Here is a 2434-nt window from a genome sequence, read left to right as displayed (position 1 = left end):
GCGCTTACTGCGTCGTAAAATCGAAGCGGCCGGAGAAACACCTCTAATTAATACTGTCTATGGTAAAGGCTACCGTTTCGGGGAAAATTAGGGAATGTTGAAAGATAATGAGAATAAGTAACTGGTTATAATTAAATTAATAATGGATTTTAGGTTCGATCCCCCCTGCCCACCTTAATAAGGGGGGTGCCGATCCGCCCTTAGTCCCCCCTTAATAAGGGGGGTGCCGATCCCCCCTTAGTCCCCCCTTAATCCCCCCTTAATAAGGGGGGTGTCTGATAATTTTTAACGCCTACCTACTTAGCAACTGATTACTGATTACTGATATATGTTATCCTGCCTACAAATTCAAAATTTTACCCTCATCGATCGCTTAGAATTAACTTTCGGCAGCGGATTAAATGTACTGACCGGTGAGACGGGGGCAGGAAAATCGATTATATTAGATGCGATCGATATTGTTCTCGGTGGTAAAGTCAATCATCGCGTCATCCGTCAGGGAAGCCAACAATCAACCCTAGAAGCGACTTTTTCTCTGACTCCAGAATTAATTGCTTGGCTAGAAAGTCAGGAAATTGACCCATTAGAAGATAATAGTCTGACCATCAGCCGGGAATTAGTGATTACTAATAATTCCTTGCGTTCTCGTTCTCGGATTAACGGAGTCGTCGCTAATCGCCAACAAATGGCGCAAATAAGAGATTTTTTGGTAGAAATCACCGCCCAAGGTCAAACAGTTCAGTTAATGGACGCTAATCGACAGAGGGAATTATTAGATCTCTACGGGGGTGAATCGCTGCTGCGGCAGCGGGAAAAGGTAGCCACAGCCTACCTTAACTGGCAAGAAAGCAAGAATATTTTAAATAATAGGTTGCAATCGGAACAAAATCGCCTACAGAGATTAGATTTATTAGAATATCAACTAAAAGAACTAGAATCAGCTAATTTAACTGACGCTGACGAGTTGGAACAGTTGGAACAGGAAAGAAACCGACTCTCCCACGCTGTCGATTTGCAAAATTCCAGCTATCAAGTCTATCAACTACTCTACCAAAACGATCGCGATCAACCGGCCGTCGCCGATTTGTTAGGAAAAGCTGAAAATATCTTGACAAATATGATGGTTTATGATACAAGTTTAGAGCCAATTTTAGAGATGGTGCGATCGGCATTAAATCAGGTGGTGGAAGCGGGACAGGAAATCAACGTTTATGGGGATAGTCTAGAGGCAGATCCCGAGAGATTGAACGAGATAGAAGAGAGAATTGTCCAACTTAAGCGCATTTGTCGCAAGTATGGCCCAAGTTTAGCCGAAGCGCTCGATTATTATCAGAAATTACAGCAGGAATTAGCGGAGTTGACGGGAGAAGGACAATCCATTGAAGAATTAGAAAAAATTTGTCAGCAACAGGAAAACATCTATCGAGAAACTAGCACCCAGTTGACCTTTTTGCGACAACAAACCGCTAGTCAACTAGAAAAACAATTGGTACAGGAATTAAAACCTTTAGCCATGGAAAAGGTGATTTTTGTCTGTCGGATTAACCCGGGTAATCCTAGCAGTCTGGGAGTCGATCAAGTGGTATTTTATTTTAGTCCCAATCCAGGGGAAAAAATCCAACCTTTATCCAGTACCGCTTCCGGAGGAGAAATGAGTCGTTTTCTCCTAGCGTTAAAGTCCTGTTTTTCCCAATCCCAATCGGCAGCGACAACCCTAATTTTTGACGAAATTGATGCGGGAGTATCGGGAAAAGTTGCCCAGGCAATTGCCGATAAATTAGATCAATTAGGTCAACAATATCAAGTTTTATGCGTTACTCATCAACCCTTAGTGGCTGCTTTAGCTGATCACCATTTTCGCGTTTATAAACAAATGATTGCCGAAGATAATCCCACTAATCTCTCGGAAATTCGCACGGTTGTCCGGGTTACTTCTCTCGATAATCGTCAGACGAGAAGGGAAGAATTGGCACAATTAACGGGAGGAAATTCGGCAGCAGATGCCATCGCTTTTGCCGAGTCTTTATTGGAGAAAGCGGCTGCCAAAAAACAGTAAGATTTAACCTTGAAATTGACTGATTAACCAACGTCCCACCTGACTTTGATCCTTGCTGCGTGCCTGTTGTAAAGCTGACTCTAAAACCGCGAGTTTTAAATTAGGTAAAACCTTTGATATATCAATTCTTTTGCTCCCTCGATCGATTATTTCAAAAGCAAATATTTGGGGATAATCGACGTTAACACTCCAGTATTCACTAACCCCTAATTCTTCATAGAGTAAGCGTTTATTACCTAGGGTCTGCTGAATAAATCTAAAAACCTTGTTGGATAAGACTTTTGGACTTTTTTCCCCTCAAAAAGTGCCAGCCATTGCGGGGATCGGGGGGAAAATTCCTGGACTTTTTCCCTGAAAATTAGGTAGTTGACCACCTGA

General features: G+C 42.4%; 1 protein-coding gene and 2 pseudogenes. 2 read left to right on the top strand and 1 reads right to left on the bottom strand.

Annotated elements, in window-relative coordinates; genetic code table 11:
* Together O9290_RS24725 and recN are read left to right on the top strand one after the other, a co-directional pair.
* Positions 1-91: pseudogene (locus tag O9290_RS24725) on the top strand (DNA-binding response regulator); the annotation flags it as partial.
* 237 nt (positions 92-328) lie between these two features.
* A complete protein-coding gene (recN, locus tag O9290_RS24720) occupies positions 329-2056 on the top strand; it encodes a DNA repair protein RecN (protein ID WP_288057985.1) in 1728 nt (575 codons plus the stop codon).
* 3 nt (positions 2057-2059) lie between these two features.
* Here the strand turns inward: recN and O9290_RS24715 are convergent.
* Positions 2060-2308, bottom strand: a pseudogene (locus tag O9290_RS24715) (Uma2 family endonuclease); the annotation flags it as partial.
* Positions 2309-2434: the final 126 nt, after the last annotated feature.

It is taken from the genome of Microcystis sp. LE19-41.2A (assembly GCF_027530405.1).
Lineage (GTDB): Bacteria > Cyanobacteriota > Cyanobacteriia > Cyanobacteriales > Microcystaceae > Microcystis > Microcystis aeruginosa.
This window is presented reverse-complemented; position numbering and strand designations above follow the sequence as displayed.

Bases quoted from the DNA above. Each gene is read 5' to 3' on its own strand.
- recN (WP_288057985.1), top strand. From the start codon at position 329: ATGTTATCCTGCCTACAAATTCAAAATTTTACCCTCATCGATCGCTTA.